The sequence below is a fragment of the Stenotrophomonas sp. YJH_SMC_119 genome (assembly GCF_059368315.1).
The window spans coordinates 185,121-204,667 of the sequence record NZ_JCAFRP010000002.1 but is presented as its reverse complement, the minus strand read 5'-3'; the positions used below and the strand labels follow the sequence as shown (position 1 = coordinate 204,667).

13 protein-coding genes are annotated in these 19,547 nt (G+C 66.5%); 3 read left to right on the top strand and 10 right to left on the bottom strand.

Annotation, left to right across the window (positions count from 1 at the left end; genetic code table 11):
• Positions 1–136: 136 nt before the first annotated feature.
• Genes AC5P6S_RS05235 through AC5P6S_RS05225 form a run of 3 tightly spaced genes read right to left on the bottom strand, consistent with a single transcriptional unit; the run spans position 137 to position 5,250 of the window.
• Positions 137–3,310 carry a multidrug efflux RND transporter permease subunit gene (locus AC5P6S_RS05235; RefSeq protein ID WP_005413921.1) on the bottom strand — a complete coding sequence of 1,058 codons (3,174 nt, stop codon included), beginning with the start codon at positions 3,308–3,310 and terminating at the stop codon, positions 137–139.
• Positions 3,311–3,325: 15 nt separating this feature from the next.
• Positions 3,326–4,594 carry an efflux RND transporter periplasmic adaptor subunit gene (locus AC5P6S_RS05230; RefSeq protein ID WP_495204505.1) on the bottom strand — a complete coding sequence of 423 codons (1,269 nt, stop codon included), beginning with the start codon at positions 4,592–4,594 and terminating at the stop codon, positions 3,326–3,328.
• Positions 4,594–5,250, bottom strand: a complete 657-nt coding sequence (locus tag AC5P6S_RS05225; protein ID WP_005410245.1) for a TetR/AcrR family transcriptional regulator — start codon at positions 5,248–5,250, stop codon at positions 4,594–4,596. Before AC5P6S_RS05225 ends, AC5P6S_RS05230 begins: the two co-directional genes overlap by 1 nt.
• 250 nt (positions 5,251–5,500) lie before the next feature.
• Between AC5P6S_RS05225 and AC5P6S_RS05220 the strand changes: the two genes are divergently transcribed.
• The 3 genes from AC5P6S_RS05220 (at position 5,501) to AC5P6S_RS05210 (ending at position 12,539) form a co-directional block, all read left to right on the top strand.
• Entirely contained in the window at positions 5,501–10,477 is a 4,977-nt protein-coding gene (locus AC5P6S_RS05220) for an NAD-glutamate dehydrogenase (RefSeq protein ID WP_044570577.1), read from the top strand.
• Positions 10,478–10,773: 296 nt separating this feature from the next.
• Complete coding sequence (locus tag AC5P6S_RS05215) at positions 10,774–11,547, top strand: NAD kinase (RefSeq protein ID WP_005410243.1); 774 nt, start codon at positions 10,774–10,776, stop codon at positions 11,545–11,547.
• 47 nt (positions 11,548–11,594) lie between these two features.
• Positions 11,595–12,539 (top strand): 5'-nucleotidase, encoded by a 945-nt coding sequence (locus tag AC5P6S_RS05210; protein ID WP_005410242.1) that lies wholly within the window; start codon positions 11,595–11,597, stop codon positions 12,537–12,539.
• A 180-nt stretch (positions 12,540–12,719) separates the two neighbouring features.
• On the opposite strand, the gene AC5P6S_RS05205 is transcribed toward AC5P6S_RS05210, so the two are convergent.
• From AC5P6S_RS05205 to can, 7 genes are all read right to left on the bottom strand, one after another.
• A complete protein-coding gene (locus AC5P6S_RS05205) occupies positions 12,720–13,271 on the bottom strand; it encodes a DUF2939 domain-containing protein (protein WP_012480767.1) in 552 nt (183 codons plus the stop codon).
• Between the two features lie 55 nt (positions 13,272–13,326).
• Positions 13,327–14,013: a DUF2461 domain-containing protein gene (locus AC5P6S_RS05200; RefSeq protein WP_005410240.1), complete on the bottom strand. Its 687-nt coding sequence runs from the start codon at positions 14,011–14,013 to the stop codon at positions 13,327–13,329.
• Complete coding sequence (sbcB, locus tag AC5P6S_RS05195; RefSeq protein WP_012480766.1) at positions 14,010–15,449, bottom strand: exodeoxyribonuclease I; 1,440 nt, start codon at positions 15,447–15,449, stop codon at positions 14,010–14,012. The genes AC5P6S_RS05200 and sbcB overlap by 4 nt, the downstream gene beginning before the upstream one ends.
• A complete protein-coding gene (locus AC5P6S_RS05190) occupies positions 15,449–16,816 on the bottom strand; it encodes an FAD-dependent oxidoreductase (protein ID WP_062607379.1) in 1,368 nt (455 codons plus the stop codon). Before AC5P6S_RS05190 ends, sbcB begins: the two co-directional genes overlap by 1 nt.
• Before the next feature lie 31 nt (positions 16,817–16,847).
• A complete protein-coding gene (kynU, locus tag AC5P6S_RS05185; protein WP_062607377.1) occupies positions 16,848–18,122 on the bottom strand; it encodes a kynureninase in 1,275 nt (424 codons plus the stop codon).
• A 162-nt stretch (positions 18,123–18,284) separates the two neighbouring features.
• Positions 18,285–18,806 (bottom strand): 3-hydroxyanthranilate 3,4-dioxygenase, encoded by a 522-nt coding sequence (locus tag AC5P6S_RS05180; RefSeq protein ID WP_005413911.1) that lies wholly within the window; start codon positions 18,804–18,806, stop codon positions 18,285–18,287.
• Positions 18,807–18,826: 20 nt separating this feature from the next.
• Positions 18,827–19,489: a carbonate dehydratase gene (can, locus tag AC5P6S_RS05175; RefSeq protein ID WP_005410235.1), complete on the bottom strand. Its 663-nt coding sequence runs from the start codon at positions 19,487–19,489 to the stop codon at positions 18,827–18,829.
• Between the last annotated feature and the right edge of the window lie 58 nt (positions 19,490–19,547).

Sequence of the window (19,547 nt, the reverse complement as noted above, 5' to 3'; positions counted from 1 at the left end):
GCCCACCAAGGTTGGCGACTACCGGGTATGCCGTTGCCCCGGTAGATGCCAACCTGGGGCGGCATGGATCCAGAAGCGGCAACAACAAAGGCCCCGGATCGCTCCGGGGCCTTTCTCGTTTCAGTTCACCGCTGGATCAACGATCCGGACGGTGTGCTGCATCCGCGTCGCGCTGGCGTTCCATGAACTCCTTGGACGGTTCATCCAGCTTGTCGCCCAGCATGCGGCGCACGACCACGAAGAACACCGGGATCATCAACAGGCCGAGCAGGGTGGCGAACAGCATGCCGCCGATCACGCCGGTACCGATGGCATGGCGGGAGTTGGCGCCCGCGCCGGTGGAGATCGCCATCGGGATCACGCCCATGATGAACGCGAACGAGGTCATCAGGATCGGGCGGAAACGCAGGCGGGCCGCTTCGATGGTGGCATCGCGCAGGTTCTTGCCGGCGGCGCGCTGCTCCACCGCGAACTCCACGATCAGGATCGCGTTCTTCGCCGCAAGGCCGATCACGGTGATCAGGCCGATCTTGAAGAACAGATCGTTTGGCAGGCCGCGCAGCATCGACAGGCCGAGGGCACCGAGCACGCCCAGCGGCACCACCAGCAGCACTGCCACCGGGATCGACCAGCTCTCATACAGCGCGGCCAGGCACAGGAACACCACTACGATCGACAGCACCAGCAGCAGCGTCGCCGCGTTGCCAGCCAGGATTTCCTGGTAGGACATGCCCGACCAGTCGTAGCCGAAGCCGGCCGGCAGGTCGTCGTTGACGATGCTCTCCATGGTCTGCATCGCCTCGCCCGAGCTGGTACCCGGGGCCTGCGAGCCGACGATGTTGATCGCCGAGTAGCCGTTGTAGCGGCTCAGCGACGGCGGTGCCGACACCCATTCGGACTTGACCACCGTGTTCAGCGGGATCATCGAATTGGTGCCATCGGCGTTCTTGGTCAGGCTGGAGGGGCTGTAGAAGCTCTTCAGCGATTCCTGGCCGGTGCGGTACGGACCATCGGCCTGCATGGTCACGCGCTTGATGCGGCCTTCGTAGAAGAAGTCGTTGACGTACACGGGGGCCAGCATCAGCTGGATGGTGCTGTACACGTCCGACACCGACATGCCCATCGACTGCGCCTGCACGCGGTCTACATGCAGCTGCAGCTGCGGCGCGTTTTCCAGGCCGTTCGGGCGCACGCCGACCAGGTGGTCCGGCTTCTGCGCGGCCTGGCCGAGCAGGATGTTGCGGGCCTGCGTCAGCTGCTCGTAACCGGCACCGCTGCGGTCCTGCAGCCACATGTCGAAGCCGCCGAACTGGCCAAGGCCCTGCACGGTGGGCAGGTTGACCACGAAGATCTGCGCTTCCTTGATGCCGTAGAACGCGCCGTTCATGTTCTGGATGAACTCGGGCGCGGTGAACTTGCGTTCCTCCCACGGCTTCAGGCGGATGAAGCCCATGCCGACGTTCTCGCCGGAACCGACGAAGCTGAAGCCGGCCACCTGCAGCATGCCTTCATAGCCATCCTGCTTTTCCAGGATGCCACGCATCTGCGCGAACACTTCGTTGGTCTGGCCCTTGGTCGAGCCCGGCGGCAGCTGTACGATCGCCAGCGCATAGCCCTGGTCTTCTTCCGGCAGGAAGCTGCCCGGCATGCGGGTGAACAGGAAGCCGCACAGTGCGGTGAGCACCACGAACAGGATCATCCAGCGCGGCGCATGGCGCACCGCCGAGGTGATGTGGCCGACATAGGTGTGGCTGATCTTGTCGTAGTACTTGTTGAAGGTGCGGTAGACGATGTTCGGATTGTCGTTGTGCGTCGGCTTCAGGAAGGTCGCGCACAGCGCCGGGGTGAAGCCCAGCGCCAGGAACGCCGAGAACGCCATCGAAATGGCGATGGTCAGGGCGAACTGCTTGTAGATCTCACCGGCGGCGCCGCCCTGCAGGGCGGACGGGATGAACACCGCAGCCAGCACGACGGTGATCGCCACCACCGCGCCGGTGATCTGGGTCATCGCCTTCTGCGTGGCCGGCTTCGGCGCCAGGCCTTCCTCGGTCATGATGCGTTCGACGTTCTCGATCACCACGATCGCGTCATCGACCACGATGCCGATCGCCAGCACCATCGCGAACAGGGTCAGCTGGTTGATCGTGAAGCCGATCATCCACATGCCCAGGAAGGTACCGAGCAGCGCCACCGGGATGACCAGGGTCGGGATCAGCGTGGCGCGGAAGTTCTGCAGGAAGATCAGCATCACCAGGAACACCAGGAACACTGCTTCAAACAGCGTCTTGACCACTTCCTGGATCGAGATCTTAACGAAGGTGGTGCTGTCGTACGGCGAGAACCAGGTCACGCCGGCCGGGAAGCTGGGTTGCAGCTCGTCCATCTTGGCGCGCACCGCCTCGGCCACGTTCAGGGCGTTGGCGCCCGGCAGCAGCTGGATGGCGAAGGCACCGGTCGGCTTGCCGTTGTACTGGGTGTCGAAACCGTAGTTGTTGGCACCGAAGGCAACGCGGGCGATGTCCTTCAACAGCACCCGCGAGCCGTCAGCGTTGGCGCGCAGGATGATGTTCTCGAACTCCTGCGGCGAACTGAAGCGGCCTTCGGCCGAGACCGTGGCGGTGAAGTGCTGGCCTTCCGGCGACGGATCCGAGCCAAGCGCACCGGCGGCGAACTGCACGTTCTGCGCGCGCACCGCAGCCAGCACCTGGCTGGCCGACAGGCCATAACCCTGCATCTTTTCCGGGTTCAGCCAGATGTTCATGGCGTACTCGGAACCGAACTGCTGGGTGCTGCCGACGCCGGGGATACGCGAGACCTGGTCGAGCACGCGCGAACCAACGATGTCGTTCAGCGCATCACGGTTGATGGTCGGGGTATCGGACTGCAGCGCCACCACCATCAGGAAGCCGGCGTTGGCCTTGGCCACCACCACGCCCTGCTGGGTCACTTCCGAAGGCAGTCGGGGCGTGGCCAGCGAGACCTTGTTCTGCACCTGCACCTGGGCGATGTCCGGATCGGTACCCGTCTCGAAGGTCAGGGTGATCTGCGCACGGCCGTTGGACGACGAGGAAGAGCTGAAGTACAGCAGGTGATCGATACCGGTCAGCTGCTGCTCGATCACCTGGGTGACCGATTTTTCCGTGGTGTCGGCACTGGCGCCCGGGTAGGTGGCCGAGACGGTGACCTGCGGTGGGGCGATGTTGGGATAGGACTCCACGCCCAGGTTGAGGATCGCGATCACGCCGCTGAGCGAGATCAGGATCGCCACCACCCAGGCGAAGACTGGATGTTCGATGAAAAATTTAGGCATGACGGAAGGTTCCCGTTACTGCTTGTTCGAATCGGTGGCGGCCGGCTTGGCCGCATCGGCCTGCTCGGGCTTGGCCGCGTCGGCCGGTGCCTTGCCAGCAGCCGGTGCGGTGCCCGCCGGAGCGGCGCCGCCTGCGGCCGGCTTGCCGTTGGCGTCCTGCCCCGGGGTCCACGGCTTGGCCACCGCCGGTGCACCTTCCTTGACCTTCTGCACGCCGGCCACGATCACCTTGTCGCCGGCGGCCAGGCCGTCGCTGACCAGCCAGTTGCCGTTCTGCGCGCCATCGGTCTTCACGTTCTTGCGCGCGACCTTGCCGTCGGCGCCGACCACCATCACGTAGCCGCCCGTGGTGTCGCGCAGCAGGGCCTGCTGCGGTACCAGGAAGGCATTGTTGCGTTCGCCCAGGTTGGCCTGGAAGCTGACGAAGGCGCCCGGCAGCAGGATCTGCTGTGGGTTCGGCAGCAACGCGCGCAACGACACCGCACCGGTGGCCGGGTCGACCGTGGTCGAGGAGAAGTCCAGGGTGCCCGGCTCGCTGTAGGTGCTGCCATCGGCCAGCTTGACGTTCACCGTGGCCTTGCCGTCGCCCGACAGCGCCAGCGCGCCCTTGGCCTGTTGCGCGCGCAGCTGGGTCAGCTCGTCCACGCTCAGCGAGAAGTTCACGTACAGCGGGTCGAGCTGGTCGACGGTGGTCAGCAGGGTCACATCGCCCTGGCCGACCAGCGCGCCTTCGGTGACCTGCTGCTTGTTGGCCACGCCGCTGATCGGTGCGGCTACTTCGGTGTAGCCCAGGCTGATGCGCGAGGAAGTCACCGCTGCTTCGGCCTGCTTGACCGCCGCCAGCGCGGTACGCTCGGCCGATTCAGCGTTGTCCAGGTCGGACTTGGAGACGAACTGCTGCGGCGCCAGCGAACGTGCACGGTCGGCGGCCACCTTGGCGTTGGCGTAGGTCGCGCGGGCCGATGCCAGCTGTGCTTCGGAGGCGTTGAGCGAGGCACGCAGCGGCGCCGGGTCGATCAGGAACAGGGTCTGGCCCTGCTTGACCTGCGAGCCTTCCTGGTAGACGCGCTTGAGCAGCACGCCCGGCACGCGCGCACGCACGTCGGCGCTGCGGAACGGCGACAGGCGACCGACCAGCTCGCGCTGCAGCGGCAGGGTCTGCGGCTTGGCGTCGATCACGCCCACCTCCGGCGGCGGGGGCGTCTGCTGTTCCGGCTTCTTGCAGGCAGCCAGCGCGACAGCAACGGCGCACGTCAAGGCAAGGGTGCGGAGTGGGGCGGTCATCAGGAGGAACTCCGGGGTTGGTTTGAAGACGGGGCCGGCGACGGCTGAGGCGCGAAGGCGCGCAGGAAGCTGTCGACGGAGAACTCTGCCCAGCGCCGACGCAGCCGCGCGTCATCACGATGGGGGGTATGGAAACGCTGTTTGTCGAAATCCTGACCGGCAATCATGCTCAGCAGCAGTTCGGCCATGAAGTGCGGGTCGTCATGCCGGAGCTGGCCACGCATGCAAACGGTTTCAATCCATTCAGCAAGATGAAGCGTCAGTGCGCCGGCTCCGTGCCGGTACAGCGTACGCGCCTCTTCGGGAAACTGGGCCGCGTCGGCGGCGATCAGCCGGCAGGCCTGGCCCACGTGCGGTTGGTTGAAGTGCTCCAGGAAGTCGGTGGCGAACTGGAGCAGGCTGGCACGCAGGTCGTCAGTGCGGAGTGCACGAACCATGGCGCCGGTGGCGTGGCCGACGTGGCGCTGCATCACCCGGCGCAGCAGTTCCTGCTTGCTGCCGTAGCGCGAGTACAGGGTCTGCTTGGAGCAGCCGGCGTGCTGGGCCACCGCCTCCATGCTCATCTGCATGCCCTGCTGGGCCAGCAGTTCGCGTACGGCGTCGAACACACGCTCATCGCGTGCATCGAGGGCAACGGGGAGGTAGGCCGGGTTCACGCGGTGGACTATACCGTCCAGTTCAGGATTGTGGAATCGCATCGGCGTCGCCGCGTGTGTCTTCCGGTAACACGTTTTGCCGATCCTGTCGGCAGTGCTGAAACAGGCGCCAGCACCATACCGGTGCGAACTGAATAGGCGTTTGAACCGCAGCAAACCCGAATCTGCTTATTCCGTCCTGCAGCAAGGCCTTTTCGCGCGGTAGGGCTACAATTTCATTTTCCCAACTGAGCAAGCGCATCGCTCTGCCATGAAACCGCAAAAAACCGCAGCCAAGACCGTGAAGAACAAGACGAAACCAGCAGAGTCGGAGGTCGCAGTGACCGCTGGTTTCTCCCTGGAGCCGGTGTACACGGCCTTGCGCAAGCGCTACCCCGCGGCCGCACAGGCCGAAGCAGTGGCCTTTGCCACTGACTTCTACAAGCGCATGGAATCGGACGAGTTCCCGCACCACAGCGCTGAAGAGTGGGCCGCTCTCGCGGCTGAGACGCTGGAATTCGCGCGTGCCCGCAAGGCCGGCAAGGCCAACGTCCGCGTGTTCAATCCGACCGCGAAGGCCAACGGTTGGGAATCGCCGCACACCGTTCTGCAGATCGTCAACGATGACATGCCGTTCCTCGTGGATACGGTCACCATGTCGCTGGCCGAGCAGGGCGTGGGCGTCCACGTGCTGGGCCACCCGGTGCTGCGCTTCACCCGCGACAAGGCCGGCAAGCTGGTCAAGGTCGGCGAGGGTGATGCCGAGTCGGTGATGCTGCTGGAGATCGACCGCCAGCCGGCCGAAGCCATGGCCGCCATCGAACAGGCCATCAACAAGGCGCTGGACGAAGTGCGCGCGATCGTGCGCGACTGGCAGCCGATGAAGGACAAGGCGTTGGCGCTGGCCGACGACCTGGGCAAGCGCCAGCTGCCAGTCGACGATGCATCGCGCAAGGAAGCACAGGAGTTCCTGCGCTGGGCCGCCGACAACCACTTCACCTTCTTCGGCTACCGCGAGTACCGCGTCGAGAAGCAGGGCAAGGAAGACGTACTGGCGCCGCTGAACGACACCGGCCTGGGCCTGATGCGCGGCAAGGACAAGTCCGCGGCCCGCCCGGTCAAGACCCTGGCCGCGCAGGGCCTGAACGCCACGTCCGGCCTGAAGGACGCGCTGATCCTGACCAAGACCAATGCCCGCTCGCGCGTGCACCGCGCCGGCTACATGGACTACATCGGCGTGCTGGAATTCGACGCCAAGGGCAAGATCATCGGCGAGCAGCGCTTCCTTGGCCTGTTCACCTCCAGCGCCTACAACCGTCGCCCGTGGGAGATCCCGCTGGTGCGCCAGCGCCACGAGCACGTGATGAAGCAGTCGGGCCTGGCCCCGGCCAGCCACAGTGGCAAGGCCCTGCGCCACATCCTGGAAACCCTGCCGCGCGAAGAACTGTTCCAGTCCAGCGAGGACGAACTGTTCCGCACCGCGATGGGCGTGCTGGGCCTGCAGGAACGCGTGCGCAGCCGCCTGTTCCTGCGCCGCGACAAGTACAGCCGTTTCATCTCCGCGCTGGTCTACCTGCCGCGTGAGCGCTTCAACACCGACGTGCGCCTGCGCATCGAAGCGATGCTGAAGGACGCGCTGCACGGCGAGTACGTCGACAGCTCGGTGGTGCTGGGCGAATCGCCGCTGGCCCAGGTGCACCTGATCGTGCGCCCGAAGCCGGGTGAAATGCTCGACGTTGATACCGCCGAACTGGAGCAGAAGCTGGCCCAGGTGCTGCGCAACTGGCAGGACGACCTGCGCGAAGCGCTGGTGGCCCGCCACGGCGAGACCGAAGGCCTGCGCATCGCCGCGCGTATCGGCAAGGCGCTGCCGGCCGGCTACATCGAAGACAACAGCACCGCGGTTGCAGCCAACGATGTCAGCCAGCTTGATGCCCTGACCGGCCCGGACGACCTGCGCCTGAGCCTGCAGGCCGTGCCGCGCGAAAGCGGTGATGGCCTGCGCCTGAAGCTGTATCGCCAGCTGGACGACATCCCGCTGTCGGACGCGCTGCCGATGATGGAAAACATGGGCCTGCGCGTGATCGCCGAGCGTCCGTACCGCCTGTCGGTCGACAACGCCCCGGTGTACGTGCAGGACTTCGAGGTCGAATCGACCGCCGGCGCGATCGATGCCGCCAGCGTCGATGAAGCCTTCGGCGAGACCTTTGCCCGCGTCTGGCACGGCGATGCCGAGAACGACGGCTTCAACCGCCTGGTGCTGGCTGCCGGCCTGCACTGGCGCCAGGTCGCCATGCTGCGTGGCTACTGCAAGTACCTGCTGCAGACCGGCGTGCCGTTCTCGCAGGCCTACGTGGAAGGCACCTTCGCGCGCTACCCGCTGCTGGCCCGACTGCTGGTCGAGCTGTTCGAAGCGCGCTTCGATCCGGCTACCGGCCACGAGAGCAAGGACGACATCGCCGCCGGCCAGGCCCAGCTGAAGGCCCACTTCGATGTGCTGGCTGCTGGCGACGACGCCACCCTGAAGGTGCTCAAGACCGTGGTCGACGCCCGCAAGGGTGACCGCGACGCGCAGATGCAGGCCGCGCGCGATGCGCTGCTGAAGCTGATGGACCGTGTGTCCAGTCTGGACGAGGACCGCATCCTGCGCTCGTTCATGGGCGTGATCGACGCGACCCTGCGCACCAGCTACTACCAGACCGATGCCAACGGCCAGCACGGCCATGTCATCAGCTTCAAGTTTGATTCGGCGCTGGTGCCGGACCTGCCGAAGCCGCGCCCGTACCGCGAGATCTTCGTCTACGGCCCGCGCGTGGAAGGTACCCACCTGCGCTTCGGCGCGGTCGCCCGTGGCGGCCTGCGCTGGTCGGACCGTCGCGAAGACTTCCGTACCGAAGTGCTGGGCCTGGTCAAGGCTCAGATGGTCAAGAACACCGTAATCGTGCCGGTCGGCGCGAAGGGCGGCTTCTTCGCCAAGACCCCGCCGGTGAACGGCGACCGCGACGCGATCTTCGCCAACGGCGTGGCCTGCTACAAGCTGTTCATCCAGGGCCTGCTGGACATCACCGACAACATCGTCAACAACAAGATCGTGCCGCCGGTGGATGTCGTGCGCCACGACATGGACGATCCGTACCTGGTGGTGGCCGCCGACAAGGGCACCGCGACCTTCTCCGACATCGCCAACGGCCTGGCCATCGCGCACGGCTTCTGGATGGGCGATGCGTTCGCCTCCGGTGGTTCGGTTGGCTATGACCACAAGGGCATGGGCATCACCGCACGCGGTGCGTGGGAATCGGTCAAGCGCCACTTCCGTGCGCTGGGCCGTGACAGCCAGACCCAGGACTTCACTGCGGTCGGCGTCGGCGACATGTCCGGCGACGTGTTCGGCAACGGCATGCTGCTGTCGCGCCACATCCGCCTGGTCGCTGCCTTCGACCACCGCCACATCTTCCTGGACCCGAACCCGGATGCGGCCACCACGTTCGTCGAACGTGAGCGCCTGTTCACCGTGCCGCGTTCGAGCTGGGCGGACTACGACGCCAAGCTGATCAGCAAGGGCGGCGGCGTGTACCCGCGCAGCCTGAAGTCGATCGAGATCACCCCGCAGGTGCGTGAAGCGCTGGGCCTGGATGACAACGTCAAGGCGCTGTCGCCGAACGATCTGATGAGCGCGATCCTGAAGGCACCGGTCGACCTGCTGTGGAACGGCGGCATCGGTACCTACGTGAAGGCTGCCAGCGAGCAGCACAGCGATGTCGGCGACCGCGCCAACAACGCCCTGCGCGTGAACGGTGGCGAGCTGCGCTGCAAGGTGGTGGGCGAGGGCGGCAACCTGGGCATGACCCAGCTGGGCCGCATCGAAGCCGCCCAGGCCGGCGTGCTGCTCAACACCGACTTCATCGACAACTCGGCCGGTGTGGACACCTCCGACCACGAAGTCAACATCAAGATCCTGCTCAACGATGTGGTGCGGGCCAAGAAGCTGACCGTCGAGCAGCGCAACAAGCTGCTGGCCTCGATGACCGATGAAGTCGCCGAGCTGGTGCTCAATGACAACTACCGCCAGAACCAGGCGCTGAGCCTGATGGAGCGGATGGCGGTCAAGCGCCTGGGTTCCAAGCAGCACTTCATCCGTACCCTGGAACAGCAGGGCCTGCTGGATCGCCAGATCGAGTTCCTGCCGTCCGACGCCGAGCTGTCCCAGCGCAAGGCACGCGGCCAGGGCCTGACCCGCCCGGAACTGTCGGTGCTGCTGTCCTACTCGAAGCTGGTGGCGTTCGCCCAGCTGCTGGAATCGGACATCCCGGAAGATCCGTACCTGTCCAAGGAACTGCAGCGTTACTTCCCGACCCCGCTGCAGAAGAAGTACGCCGACGCGATGGAGCGTCACCGCCTGAAGCGCGAAATCATCGCCACGGCCGTGACCAACCAGACCATCAACCGCATGGGCGCCACCTTCCTGATGCGCATGCAGGAAGACACCGGCCGTTCCATCGCCGAAGTCGCCAAGGCCTACACCATCAGCCGCGAAACGCTGGATGCGCGCGCGCTGTGGGCGCAGATCGATGCACTCGACGGCAAGGTGCCGGAGTCGGTGCAGATCGACGCGCTGGAAGTTATCTGGAAGCTGCAGCGTTCGTTCGTGCGTTGGCTGCTGTCGCGCCCGGGCGCGATGCCGGGCATCACTGAAGCGGTCAACCGCTACCAGGGTCCGTTCAACGACATCCGCGTTGCCTCGGGTGTGCTGCCGGATTCGCAGCGTCCGACCTACGAAGCCCTGGTGGCCGAGTGGAAGGAAAAGGGCCTGCCGTCCGCGCTGGCGCAGCAGCTGGCCGAACTGCACTTCCTGGAGCCGGCGTTCGACATCATCGAACTGGCCCGCACCCGCAAGCTGAAGCCGGTGGACGTGTCCAAGGTCCACTTCCGCCTGGGCGATGCCCTGCAGCTGCCGTGGCTGTTCGAGCAGGTCGATGCGCTGGAGGTCAACGGTCGTTGGCACGCCGTGGCACGTGGCGTGCTGCGTGACGAGCTGGCCGCCAACCACCGCAACCTGGCCGGCCAGGTGCTGGGCACCAAGGGCAGCAGCGCGGAAGCCAAGGTCGCAGCCTGGATGGGCCGTGACGACAACAGCCTGCGCTTCACCCTGGCGATGCTGGCCGAACTGGCCGAGCAGAAGACCCTGGACTACCCGACCGTTTCGGTCGCGGTGCAGCGCCTGGGCCAGCTGGCGGCACACGGCGCGTAAGTGAAGTAGTGCCAGGCCATGCCTGGCATGCGTGAACCGGAACGGCCCCGCGAAAGCGGGGCCGTTTTGTTTCTGCCCTTGACCTTTGCGACCATCTGACCCGACGCCGGCCGTGAACCTGCCAGGTGGATGACCGGCCCGTCCGCCGGGACCGTGAGCGCCATGGATGGCGCGACCGAGCCCCCATGGATGGGTTTACGGCGTGTCCCGGCGGACGGGCCGGTCATCCGCCCAGCGGGGTTCAACCCCCGGCGCTCGGTTATGCTCTTCCTCATGCCTTCCCCCCGGATCCACCGATGAGCGACACCCCCCGCATCGCTTTCCTGGCCAGCACCGCCGAGCCCGCGCAGATGGCCCGCGCGGCGATGATCTCGCGTTATGGCGATCACGCGCCGGAGCAGGCCGACGTGCTGTGCCCGCTGGGGGGCGACGGCTTCATGCTGCAGACCCTGCATCGGCATGGGCACCTGGGCAAGCCGGTGTTCGGCATGAAGCTGGGCACGGTCGGCTTCCTGATGAACCAGTACCGTGGAGACGACGACGTGCAGGCCCGCATCGCACGCGCAGAACCGGCCAACCTGCGCCCGCTGGAAATGGTGGCGCTGACCGAGTCCGGCACCAGTACCGGCTCGCTGGCCTACAACGACGTTTCGCTCCTGCGCCAGACCCGGCAGGCCGCGCATATTGGCATCGACCTCAACGGCCAGGAGCGCGTGGCCGAACTGATCGGCGACGGCGTGCTGGTGGCCACCCCGGCCGGCAGTACCGCCTACAACTATTCCGCGCATGGTCCGGTGCTGCCGCTGGGCTCGCACACCATCGCGCTGACGCCGTTGGCCCCGTACCGGCCGCGGCGCTGGCGCGGCGCGATCCTGAAGGCTGATACCGAAGTGCGCTTCCGCGTGCTCGATCCGTACAAGCGCCCGGTCAGCGTGACTGCCGATTCGCACGAGACCCGCGACGTGGTCGAGGTGACCATCCGTGAGTCGAAGGACCGCCGCGTGACCCTGCTGTTCGACCCGGAGCACAACCTGGAAGACCGGATCCTGAGCGAACAGTTCGTTTTTTGAGGACAATGGGCAGCCGGCCGTGCCGACCGCTTGAAGGACCCCCACCGATGGGCGACAACTCCCCCCGTTTGCTGACCGTCGCGGTGACCTCGCGCGCGCTGTTCGACCTCGAGGAAAGCCACGCGCTGTTCGAGAGCGATGGCGTGGCGGCCTATGCCGAATTCCAGCGCCAGCACGAGGACGACATCCTCGGCCCCGGCGTGGCCTTCCCGGTGGTGCGCAAGCTGCTGGCTTTGAACCAGGGGGCCAGCCCGGAGAATCCTCGCGTCGAGGTGATCCTGCTGTCGCGCAACTCGGCCGATACCGGCCTGCGCATCTTCAATTCGATCCAGCACTACGGCCTGGGCATCATCCGTGCAACGTTCACCGCCGGCGAGCCGACCTGGCCGTATGTGAAGCCGTTCGGCACCGACCTGTTCCTGTCAGCCAACCCGGAATCGGTGCGCAGCGCGCTGCGCCACGGCATCGCCGCGGCGACCATCCTGCCCAAGCCGCCTGGCGAAACCGCCGCCGCGGCGGCCGACCAGATCGATACCGGTCGCCCGGCCGGCCAGTTGCGCATCGCCTTCGACGGTGACGCAGTGATCTTCGGTGACGAGAGCGAGCGCATCTCGCGCGAGCAGGGCGTGGAGGCGTTTGGCCGGCACGAGCGTGAACGGGCCCGCGAACCCCTCAGCGGCGGCCCATTCCGCGGTTTCCTGTCGGCCCTGCATACGCTGCAGGAAGTGTTCCCGGCGGGCGAGAGCGCGCCGATCCGCACTGCGCTGGTGACCGCACGCTCGGCACCGGCGCATGAGCGCGTAATCCGCACCCTGCGCGAGTGGGGAGTGCGCCTCGACGAAGCGCTGTTCCTCGGCGGCCGCCACAAGGGGCCGTTCCTGCAGGCGTTCGGTGCCGACATCTTCTTCGATGATTCGCAGCACAACATCGACAGTGCGCGCGAACACGTGGCCGCCGGCCACGTACCGCACGGTGTCGCCAACGAGGGGTGAGACCATGCCGGGTGGGTGCCAGCCATTGGTTGGCACTGCCATGCATCGACGCCCACCAAGGTGGGCAGCTACCAGAGCGCTGTACCGCGGTAGTCGCCAACCTTGGTTGGCGCCGTCCTGGATCCATGCCCACCAAGGTGGGCATCTACCGAAAGCAGCACCGTCGAAGGGCATGACCCGTCACGGGGTGGCCGACATCCCCAACTGCAGATCCACCACCTTCCAGCGCAGGCCCTGCGGTTCCAGCACCACTTTCATCGGCGGCTGGTCGGGGCCGCGATCGACGTCGATCACGAAGCGGTCCAGCGCTTCGAAGTGATGCTCGGCGTTCTTCAATGGCCGTGCCGGCTCGGTCGCGCCGAAGGCATCACCGCCCTGCAGTTCATTGCGGCCGCGCTTCCACAGCACGTGGCCCTGCAGCATTGCGCCGATCCCGGTCGGGGTCACCATGGTCTCCACCGCTGCACCGCCGAGCTGGTCGCCGAGGCCGTACAGCAGGGCGCCGAACGGGCTGGCCGCTACATCCGGGCCGGCCTGGCGTACCAGATAGTCGTTGAGCTGGGCGCGCAGGCTGCTGCGCACGCGAGGGAAATCGACATAGCGTTCCAGTCGCGCCGTGTCGCGTTCTTCGATGGCCTTGGACAGGCCACGCACGGCCATGTACGGGCCGCCGAACCACCACGCAGCCAAGGCCAGGACCAGCAGCACAGCCAGTGCAGTGAGCTTCTTCATGCTGTCCAGACTGCCGCAAGTGAGGCAGCCAGTGGTGAACGGCAGGTGATGCGGCTCAGAACTCCAGGTCCAGCGCCGCGCACAGGTAGTCAACGAACGGGCCGAGCCCAGCCAGGTCCTTGCCCAGCGTGGACAGCAGGCGCGGGCCGGTCATGGTGGCATCGTCCAGCGAGCGCCACATCACCCAGTTGCGGTGCTTGAGGTCGTCGATGAACTCGAAGTCGGCCGGGAAGCCACGCGGGGGCCGCACCAGCTTTTCGCTCTCCTCGAAATCGAAGCGTTTGCGCAGGGCCGGTGCATGCGCGGCGGCCTTCCAGCTGCCCGGATTGTCGAGGATGAAGTGGCGTACGCGGCGCTGGGTTTCCGGTTCCGGATGCCACAGGCCAGCGCCGACGAAACTCTCGCCCGGCTGCAGGTGCACGTAGAACGAGGGCGCGGCCACTTCGCGGCGGCGCTCATGGAACAGGCGTGCACCCTGCCAGGTCTTGTACGGCGACTTGTCGTTGGAAAAACGCGCGTCACGATGGATGCGGAACAGCGAACCACCGACGCCACGGGTATCGGCGCGGAAGTGCTCGCTGACCTCGGCCAGCGCCGGCTGCAGGTCGCCCAGCAGGCGCAGGAACGGCTGCCGCACGTGGTCTTCGTACTGCTGGCGGTGATCGTTGAACCAGGCCTTGTCGTTGTGCCGCGCAAGGCTGCGCAGGAACTTGAAGCTGGCGTCCGAGAAATAAGTGCTCACAGCGTCTCCTGCAGGTGCTGGCCCCAGTCGCGCAGCGATTGCAGCAGGGCCTGGCGCCGGGTGTCATCGGGCGCTTCGGCGGCCAGTGCATCCAGCTGCTGCTGGTACTGGGGCAGGTTGAGTTCGCCCAGGCCGCCGTCTCCGAGCAGGCGCTGGCGGCGGTAATCCTGCCAGCGCTGGCGTTCAGGCGGCGCGAGGCTGTCGGGATGATTGCGCGCGCGGTAGCGGAACAGCAGCTCCGGCAGGCGCGGGTCGCGGAAGCGACCTTCCAGCGCGGCCAGCTGCTCGGGCGCAGTGGTGCGTGCAAGCGCAAGCAGCGGCTTGTCACCGTTGCCGAGGAAGCCGTCGTACAGCGAGGCATCGACGTCGGCCACGGTGGCGGCGCGGGGCTGGTTGTAGACCTGCCGGGCCTTCTCGGCCAGCTGCGGGGCGAACGCGCGCAGGCGTTCCACCTTGGCTTCGATCGCAGCCACATCCAGGCCGAGGCGCGCGTGGTCATCGGCGCGCAGGTGGTTCCAGGCGATCAGCGCCGGCACCTTGTTCAGATGCACTTCCTTCAGAGGTACCCGTGCCACGCCTTCGGGCAGCTCGCTGGCACGCATGTACAGGCGCTGTGCGATCACCTCCGCCGGCAGCTCCAGCAGATCGTCGATCTCGCCTTCCAGGTCGAACACGATCACCCGGTTGTTGATGGTCGGGTGCACGGCCAACGGCAGCACCGGTGCCGCGCACAGGCGGCTGGCCGGGTAGCGCATGGAAATGTGCAGCACCGGCTTCATCGCGGCCACGTCCAGCAGGCCGCCGACGAAACGCTTGTCGCGCAGCTTCAGGGCGTAGTCCCACAGGCGTGGTTGCGACTGCTTGAACAGCCGCGCCATGCCGATGGTGGCGCGCACGTCGGACAGTGCTTCGTGTGCATCGCCTTCGCGCACGTGGTTGGCTTCGGCCAGATGTTCGAGCTTGAACGAGGTGGCGCCATCCTCGCGCAGCGGCCACTGGATGCCGTCCGGGCGCATCGCGCGCATCAGCCGCAGCATGTCCAGCAGGTCCCAGCGCGAATTACCGTTGCGCCACTCGCGTTCGTACGGGTCGTGGAAGTTGCGGAACAGCCCGTAGCGGACGAACTCATCGTCGAAGCGCAGCGTGTTGTAGCCCAGCGCGCAGGTGCCGGGGCGCGACAGCTGCTCGTTGATGCGGTCGAAGGCCTCGGCCTCGCTGATGCCCTCGGCCAGTGCCTGCTGCGGGGTGATGCCGGTAACCAGGGTGGCCATCGGCGAGGGCAGCAGATCATCGGCCGGGCGCACGAAGAAGCTGACCGGGGTGTCGATTTCGTTGAGATCGGCGTCGGTTCGGATGGCGGCGAACTGCGAGATGCGCGTGCGCCGCGGGTCCTGGCCGAAGGTTTCCAGATCGTAGAACAGGAAGCTGTCAGCCATCAGTGCGCGCCCTCCAGGACCGGCAGCTGCGCGTGGATCTGCGCTTCCAGCGCGGCCCAGTCGATGTTGTCCAGTGAATCATGGCCGGCGGTGGCGGCCACCAGCATGTCGCGTTGCAGTTCGGTGCGGCGCAGCGCCTCGGCGTACGGCGTGTGCAGGAAGGTGACCATCGTGTAGTGCGGCACGAAGCGGGTCGGCCAGCGCCGCTGCAGTTCCTGTTCCAGTTCGCGCTGCAGCAGGAATGCAGGGTCGGCGACGCGGTCGCGCATTTCCAGGTAGTTCTCCAGCGCCATCTGCTGGATGGCACGTGCATTCGGCTTGCGCTCGGCTTCGAACGCGGCGAACGCACCTTCCAGATCATCGGCCTCCATCAGGTGGCGGGCCAGTGCAACGCAGTCCTCGAACGCGCAGTTCATGCCCTGGCCGTGGAACGGCACCATCGCATGCGCGGCGTCGCCGATCAGCACGGCACGGCCCTGCTGGTGCCAGCGATCGAGCGTCAGCGTGCCAAGCAGGCCCGGCGGGTGCTGTTCCCAGTCTGCGCGCAGGTTCGGGATCAGTGGCAGGGTGTCGGCGAACTCGCGCGCGAACAGCGCCTCGGCCTGCGCGCCGGTATTGATCGTGGCGAAGCTGGGATCGCCCTGGTTGGGCAGGAACAAAGTGACGGTGAAGGTGCCTTCGTGATTGGGCAGGGCGATGCACATGTAATGGCCGCGCGGCCAGATATGCAGCGCGTTGCGCTCGATGCGGAAGCTGCCATCGTCGGCCGGCGGAATTTCCAGCTCCTTGTAGGAGTGATCGAGGAACGCGATGTCCTCGCCCAGCGGCGCCCGCCGGTTCATCGCCGCGCGCAGGGCCGAGCCTGCACCATCGGCACCGATCAGGGTGTCGAAGCGGATGTCATGCGGGCTGTCGTCGCGGTCGTCGATGAAGCGTGCGTAGCCGGCGTCGAAATCGACAGTGTGCAGGCGGCGGTGGAAGTGTACGGTCGCGCCAGCCTGTTCGGCCAGTTCCAGCAGCGTGGTGTTGAGGTCGCTGCGATGGATCGACCAGATCACTTCGCTGTCGTCGCGGCCATAGCGCTGCAGCTGCGCTTCGCCTTCGCGCGGATGCACCATGCGTCCGCGCATCATCACCGCGCGCGCCATGACCTCGTCTTCCACACCGGCCTGGCGCAGCGCATTGCGCCCACGCTCGGCCAGCGCCAGGTTGATCGAGCGGCCGCTCTCGTAGTCGGCCACGCGTGGATCGCCACGGCGTTCGTACAGGGTGATGCGCCAGCCCTGGCGTGACAGCAGGATGGCCAGCAGCGACCCGGCGAGGCCGGCACCGATAATGCTCAACGAGCGGGAAGCATGTGCGATCAACGAACTGTCCAGCAGTAGGGGAGGGACCGGCTCAGAGGCCGGCCCAGGCTTCCACTTCCTCGACGAAGTGGTGCACGTCCAGGTAGCGGTTGTAGAGCGGGGTGGGCGAGATGCGGATCACGTCCGGCTCGCGCCAGTCGCCGAGCACGCCGATGCCGCGCAGGTGCTCGAACAGCGCACGACCGCGCTCGCGGCCACCGATCACGCGCAATGACAGCTGGCAGCCGCGGCGCTGCGGCTCGGCCGGGGTGATGATGTCGAGCACGCCGGACAGGCGTGCACGTACAAGCGCTTCGAGCATGCCGGTCAACGCCAGCGACTTGCTGCGCAGTGCCTCCATGCCGGCGCGCTCGAACAGGTCCAGCGACGCGCGCAGCGGCGCCAGGCCGAGGATCGGCGGATTGCTGAGCTGCCAGCCTTCGGCACCGATGGCGGGGGTGAACTGCGGTGCCATCTGGAAGCGGGTGGCTTCCTCATGGCCCCACCAGCCGGCAAAGCGCGGCAGCGTGGTGTCGCGGTGATGGCGCTCGTGCACGAACGCGCCGGCCACCGCACCCGGGCCGCTGTTGAGGTATTTGTAGTGGCACCACACGGCGAAATCGGGTGCGACGTCATGCAGGCGCAGCGGCAGGTTGCCGACCGAGTGCGCCAGGTCGAAGCCGATGCGCGCGCCCTGCAGGCGGGCAGCACGGGTGATTGCATCGAGGTCGAAGGCCTGGCCGGTGCGGTACTGCACGCCGGGCCACAGCACCAGTGCAAGGCGCGGACCGTGTTCGGCGATGGCGCGCTCGATCGCGGTGAGCGTGATCGTTCCGTTGGCTTCGTCCGGTTGCACTTCCACCAGGCACTCGGCCGGGTCGAACCCGTGGAAACGGATCTGCGCTTCGACCGCGTGTCGGTCGGTCGGGAACGCACCGGCTTCCATCAGGATCACCGGGCGCTGCGCGGTCGGTCGGTAGAAGCTGACCATCATCAGGTGCAGGTTCACGCTCAGCGTGTTCATCGCCACCACTTCGCTGGGCAGTGCACCGACCACGCGGGCCAGCTGCGCGCTCACCAGACGGTGGTAGGACAGCCACTGCGTCGGGCCGGTGAAGTGGCCTTCCACCGCCAGCTCGCCCCATTGCTTCATCACTTCCTGCACCGCGGCCTGGGCGCCACGCGGCTGCAGGCCCAGCGAGTTGCCGACGAAGTAGGTCTGCTCGCCACCGCCATGGCGCGGAATCAGGAATTCGTTACGCAGCGGGCGCAGCGGATCGGCGGCGTCCAGGGCAATGGCGTGGGTGCGGCTGAGCAGGTCGGACATGGTCGGGCAACAGGCTGCAACGGGACCGCCAGTGTAGCGCCTGGGGCATGGCCCGGTAGACGCGGCCACGCTTCGAGCGCCGCGTTTTCTGGTAGTGGCCCACCTTGGTTGGCGCGCGTGGATCCATGCGCCCACCAAAGTGGGCGCCTACCGGTGTGGGCGTCAGCCCGCCGCCGGCACCGGCAGCGGATCCACGTGCCCGCACTGGCTGCAGGTACGCAGCTCCAGGCTGGCGTGATAGCGCGCGAACACCTTGGGCAGGTCGGTCTCGATGTTCTGCAGCGGGAAGAACTCTTCGTGCAGCTTGTGGTTGCAGCGTTCGCAATGCCAGATCACGCCGTCCTTCTCGTGCGGCAGGCGCTTGCGCTCGACCACCAGGCCGATGCCGCCGGGCGGGCGCCGCGGCGAGTGCGGCACCCTGGCCGGCAACAGGAAGATCTCGCCGGCGCGGATCGGAATGTCGCGCACCGCGCCGTCCTCCTGCACCTTCAGCACCATCTCGCCCTCGAGCTGGTAGAACCACTCCGGGCCTTCGTCGTAGTGATAGTCGGTGCGCGAATTCGGCCCGCCCACGACCATCACGATGAAGTCGCCGTTGTCGATCATCTTGTTGCCCACCGGCGGCTTCAGCAGGTGGCGGTTTTCTTCGATCCAGGCGTGCAGGTTGATCGGCGAGGCGAGCATGGTCGTGGTCCGTAGTGAGGTCAGTCGCGCCGGCCCTGGCGGGGCACGTAGGACAGTGCCTTTTCATAGGCTGGCTTCAGCTCTTCCGGTCCACCGACATCGATGCCCATTTCGCTGACCCGGCCGTTCTTCAGGCTGTAGACCCAGCCGTGCACCATCAGCTTCTGCCCGCGCGCCCAGGCGTCCTCGACGATGGTCGAACGGCACAGGTTGGCGACCTGCTCGATCACGTTCAGTTCGCACAGGCGGGCATGCTTCAGCTCGTCATCCTCGATCGCATCGAGGATGCTCTGGTGCTTCTGCACCACGTCGCCGACATGGCGCAGCCAGTTGTCGGCCAGGCCGACGCGGGTATTGTGCAGGCAGGCGTGCACGCCGCCGCAGCCGTAGTGGCCGACGATCAGGATGTGCTTCACCTTCAACTGGTCCACCGCGTACTGCACCACGCTCAGGCAGTTCAGGTCGGTGTGCGCGACCACGTTGGCGACGTTGCGGTGCACGAACACTTCACCCGGGGCCATGCCGATGATCTGGTTGGCCGGCACCCGCGAGTCGGAGCAGCCGATCCACAGGTATTCCGGATGCTGCTGCTTGGACAGCTGCTGGAAGAACTCAGGGTCTTCCTTGGCGATGCGGTCGGCCCAGTCGCGGTTGTTCTGCAGCAGGCGGTGGATGTCTTTCATGTGCGGTATCCCTGGCGTCGGGTGGGGGCAAGGCGCGGCCGTTCTGGTCGCGCCGTCG